We start from the raw sequence: 4713 nt of genomic DNA on the forward strand, positions 1-4713 counted from the left end.
GGCCCTGCGCCGATCCCTCGACATCCGCAGGCAGGCGCGGACCGCACGAACCCGCTTCCGCCGCGATCCCGACGCCTACCTCACCGCCCTCGAACAACAGGCCCAACAGCCAATTCTGCCGTCCTAGAAAAAAACGCTTACCTGACGGATGATTTTATCTGATGAAACGTAAGTGCGAACCCAAAGAGTTGTTTGTACATTGAGAAATAGTCTTCGTTCCAGTGTTGCTATTAGGTCATATCGCAGACAATCAATCCAAGGCTACTGGTTGGGTCATACTCGTCACCAACCCCGGATGCCGCCCGTGCTGAAGTCCGTCGCCCTCGCCGCCGTCGCTTCGGTGACCCTTGCTGCCGCCGCAGGTGCCGCAGACCTTCCGCGTCGCGCTCCGCCGCCGGTATTCACGCCGGTGCCGGTGTTCACCTGGACTGGGTTCTATGTCGGCGTGAACGCGGGCTATGCCTTCACCGAGAATGATACGATCCGCACCACTGGGTTGAACAACCTCGGCGCCGTCGGTACCCCGACCGCGCCGGCCAACCTTCAGCTCAACGTGGACCGCAACCTCCGCCGTCCAGCCGTCAACATGGCGACCGAAGGCTTCAGCGGCGGCGGCCAGATCGGCTACAACTTCCAGTTCACGCCGGGCTCCGGCATCGTCGTTGGCGTCGAGGCCGACGCGCAGTACACCGACCTGAGCCGCAACCAGGTCCAGAACACCACCAACACCGCCTTCAACCCGAACGTCCTGATCAACAGCTACCGCACCGAGCTGAACTACCTCGGCACCGTGCGCGGCCGCATCGGCTATGCCTTCGACCGGGTGTTCGTGTACGGCACCGGCGGTTTCGCCTACGGCGACGTGACCCAGGCCGTCACTTTCCAGACTGGCGCGCCGATCACCTACGCTGCCCGCCGCTCCAGCATGGAGACAGGCTACGCCTACGGCGGCGGCATCGAGTACGCGCTGCCGGCGGAGTCGTTCCTGAACTTCTTCCGCGCCAGCGCCGTGACGATCAAGGGCGAGTACATCCGCTACGACCTCGGCAGCCGCAACCTGTTCGTCGGCACGACCGGTGGACCGGGCCTCGGCTACGTGTCGCGCATCTCGACCGAGGGCAGCCTCGCCCGCGCCGGCATCAACTACAAGTTCGGTACCTACTAGGACTGCTAAGCCATTCCGTTGGCTTGAGCATCCCCAGCCCGATCAGAATGGCCGCTAGGTCAAGCAACGCCTCAAGAGCAACCCTCCTGGGGCGTTCGTTGTATGGCGAACCCATCGGATCAAAGCTCAGGTGGAACGAAAAAAAGCGCGCCGGTAAGGGCGCGCTTGAGTTGTTTTATCTTAGATAGAATGGAACCTTTTCTATCCTATCTGATATGAGATCGCACGCAATAGGCAAATATAGTATTTGATGGTTTCTGTGCGTTGTCCCCGATCATCGCTGCGTTGCTGCTCGGTCCAACCAGCCGACCCGATTACAGGCCGCAGGGGACTATCAGCTACAACAGCACAGCTGCAGCTTCGCGAGACCCTGCGGCAGGCGTCGGGTTCATGGACCAGACCTGCTCGACCGTTTCACGCAAGGCTGCTGGCATGAACGGCTTGACGAGGCAGGCGTTCACCCCTGCCCGCCGCGCGGCGATGAAGCAGTGCGCCTGCTCCTTCGTCGTCATGATGATGAACGGCGTCTCGCGAAGTTGCGGATCGTCTCGAACCTCGCGCAGCAGCTCGTAGCCGGTCATCGGAAGCATGTTCCAGTCCGCGATGACGAGGCCGTAACGGCGCTGGTTCATCATCGCGAGCGCGGCGCTGCCGTCAGGTGCCTCGTGCACGTCGGTGAGCCCGACCTGTTCGAGCGTGGCGCGCACCACGGCGCGAATCAGGGGCACATCGTCCACGACGAGCACGGGTAGCGATCGTGGCGGTGTCACAACATCTCCCAAAGCGGTTCGGCCCCGCCGCGATCTGCTCACGCGGCGGGGGAACCCCGGATCTCACCAGCTGGGCCGATACGCAACTTGGCCCGGATGCAGGATGGCGGCACTTGGTTAGAGCCGCGTCACCGCGACGAGGGCCGCGGTGTGCCGAAGCGGGCCGTTGAGCGGCCTTCAGGCCGGCTCGGCGACCTTCTTGCGGCCGCGGGCCTTCGGAGCTGCCTCAGGCGCTTCTACGCCTTCAGGAACCGCTTTCCGGCGCATCTGACCAAGGCCAAAGGAATGGGCAAGCGCGGACCGCTGTGCCGAGTAAGAGGCCGATGTCATCGGATAGTCGGCCGGCAGGCCGTACTTTGCCCGGTAGCCGTCGGCGGTCAGGCCACGCATCGTCAGGTGGCGGCGCAGCGTCTTGTAGGACTTCCCGTCCTCGAAGCTAATCAGCGCGTCCGGCGTGACCGACTTGCGGATCTGTGCCGGCGTCGGCTTCTCAGGACCGGCGGCCTCGGCTGCGGTTTCATTGCCAAGGCCAGCCAAGGCGGCATGCACGCTGGTGATCAGAGCCGGCAGCTCAGCCACAGGCACATTGTTGTTCGAGACGAAGGCGGACACGAGATCGGCCGTCATTTCGAATTTATCTCGTCCTGAAACGAGGATCGCGCCGCCAGTCATACTATTACCTTCAAATTCTTTGTCCTTTTGCATAACGATTAACGGAATTGAACGTCAAGCTTTTATTAGGGATCTCGCGTTAGGAGATTTTAGATTTTCTGAGGTTGGACGATGCGTGTTTTGCTGGTCGAGGACGATGCGGCTGTCGCGCAAAGCATCGAGCTGATGCTGAAATCCGAGCGGTTCGTGACCTACACCACCGACCTCGGTGAGGAGGGTGTTGATCTTGGTAAGCTCTACGAATACGACATCATCCTGCTCGACCTGACGCTTCCCGATATGTCCGGCTACGAGGTTCTGCGCAGCCTTCGCGTCGCCAAGATCAAGACGCCCATCCTGATCCTATCGGGCTTGAGCACGATTGAGGACAAGGTGAAAGGCCTCGGCTTCGGTGCCGACGACTACCTGACCAAGCCGTTTCACAAAGATGAACTCGTGGCCCGCATCCAGGCGATCGTCCGCCGGTCCCAAGGCCATGCTGAAGCGATGATCACAATCGACGATATGATCGTCAATCTCGATCAGAAGCTCGTCGAGATCGGCGGGAAGCGGGTTCCGCTCACTGGCAAGGAGTACCAGCTGCTGGAACTCCTTGCCCTGCGGAAGGGCACGACGATCACCAAAGAAATGTTTCTCAACCAGATCTACGGTGGCATGGACGAGCCCGAGCTGAAGATCATCGACGTTTTCATCTGCAAGCTGCGCAGGAAGCTCGCCAACGCATCGGGCGGCAAGAGCTACATCGAGACGATCTGGGGCCGTGGCTACGTGCTTCGTGAGGGTGCGCCGGAGATGCGGGCTCTGGCGAGCTAAGCAGCGTACCCCTTTAACTTCAACGTATTAGCTCGGGCAGGGTAAGCGCTTCTCTTTCCCGCCTCGTCGCTTGGTTGCGGACTGCCATCGGGATAGTGGCAGCCAACGCGGCCAGACTTCCCCCGAGGGGCATCGTCAAAACCACAGCGATGACGCCGTAATCCGCCATCCAAGAAGCTGTTGCCACCCCGCCGAAAAGGGCCGCCAACGCAAGCACAATCATGTTATCCTCCTTTGCAGCTTTTGGTTGCAATGGATCATGCTCAAAGAAAGACCGGAGTTCCAGTCTGCTGCCCCGCACGAGTACGTAGCTGTTGGTAGGGTAAACCTCATCGCCTTGGGCGCAGGGTCGATGAAAAGGTGAACTGACCTACGGGACCGCAGCGAGTGTATCTGCTGCCATACGACTGGACAGGATCTGACGTCTGGCCTGCTGGAGAGTGATACGGGTTAGCCTCACTCAACCGCCAAGCGATCAGCTGGGATCGTAGCGAAGTGCTGCCGCCTCTCACCCTCCTCGACCCTAATCTGGTCCTCATTGAGCCGCCGGCCTCTGGTTTAGGGGCTGCCGTCATGGCGACGTAGCCGGAGCGCACGGTATCGAGAAGCTGTTCGATTACGCCGTGACAATCGGGCTGAGCAGGTGTGCCGGAGTCTCCCATATGCTCGGCATGGGCGCCTGGGGCACCACAACCACGAGCATGTGCCATGCCGGCTCAGACGTCTGCGAAGATCCAGCATGCCAAATCTATTTTAGAAATCCAAAGTGCCGGTCACGGGAGCATGAACCGTGAAGGCAGTTCCCTCGTGAAGCCAATTTGCGCCCGCGTGAGCTTGCTCGAAGGCCACGGTCTCGGCGTCGCCCGCGGTGTAATGGTGCTCGCCGGTTGCAGTGTCTAGGAAGCGCTGCACTGTCAGCGCGTCGGCCCCAGCCAGCGCCGGATCGGCGTAGGCTTGGAACGCTACGCCCTCGTCATGGAAGCTAGGCAGCATCGTGTCGATGTGGTCGCGCTCGGCGGTGCTCGCCGTATAGAAGTGTTCGCCCGTCCGCGTATCGACGAAGCGGAACACGTCCATCGTATCCGCGCTCGCCGCCGGCGCCATCCAGGCCACGCCCTCGTCGGTGTAGGAGGGCAGGTTCTGTGCGATGTAGTCTCGTTCGCTCGTGCTCGTCGTGTAGAGGTCGTCGCCCGTGCTCGCGTCGCGGAAGTGGAACGTGTCTGTTGGAGCCGAGGCAGTCGGCGCGCTCGCATAGGCCCGGATATAATCGATGGTCATCTGCGCCGGCACTGG

At 61.1% G+C, this 4713-nt stretch carries 4 protein-coding genes and 1 pseudogene; 2 read left to right on the plus strand and 3 right to left on the minus strand.

Annotation, left to right across the window (positions count from 1 at the left end; all coding sequences use genetic code 11):
• Nucleotides 1-304 precede the first annotated feature (304 nt).
• Complete coding sequence (locus FV234_RS25170; RefSeq protein WP_147832357.1) at nt 305-1165, plus strand: porin family protein; 861 nt, start codon at nt 305-307, stop codon at nt 1163-1165.
• A gap of 338 nt (nt 1166-1503) precedes the next feature.
• On the opposite strand, the gene FV234_RS25175 is transcribed toward FV234_RS25170, so the two are convergent.
• Both FV234_RS25175 and FV234_RS25180 read right to left on the minus strand, forming a co-directional pair.
• Complete coding sequence (locus tag FV234_RS25175; protein ID WP_246686306.1) at nt 1504-1911, minus strand: response regulator; 408 nt, start codon at nt 1909-1911, stop codon at nt 1504-1506.
• 201 nt (nt 1912-2112) lie between these two features.
• The gene (locus FV234_RS25180; RefSeq protein WP_147832361.1) at nt 2113-2607 is read right to left on the minus strand and encodes a MucR family transcriptional regulator; all 495 of its coding nucleotides are present in this window, start codon (nt 2605-2607) and stop codon (nt 2113-2115) included.
• Nucleotides 2608-2718: 111 nt separating this feature from the next.
• Between FV234_RS25180 and FV234_RS25185 the strand changes: the two genes are divergently transcribed.
• A complete protein-coding gene (locus FV234_RS25185) occupies nt 2719-3420 on the plus strand; it encodes a response regulator transcription factor CtrA (protein WP_147832359.1) in 702 nt (233 codons plus the stop codon).
• A gap of 753 nt (nt 3421-4173) precedes the next feature.
• Here the strand turns inward: FV234_RS25185 and FV234_RS25190 are convergent.
• Nucleotides 4174-4713: pseudogene (locus tag FV234_RS25190) on the minus strand (glycoside hydrolase family 16 protein); the annotation flags it as partial.

Source organism: Methylobacterium sp. WL8 (assembly GCF_008040045.1).
In the GTDB taxonomy this organism is placed as follows: domain Bacteria; phylum Pseudomonadota; class Alphaproteobacteria; order Rhizobiales; family Beijerinckiaceae; genus Methylobacterium; species Methylobacterium cerastii.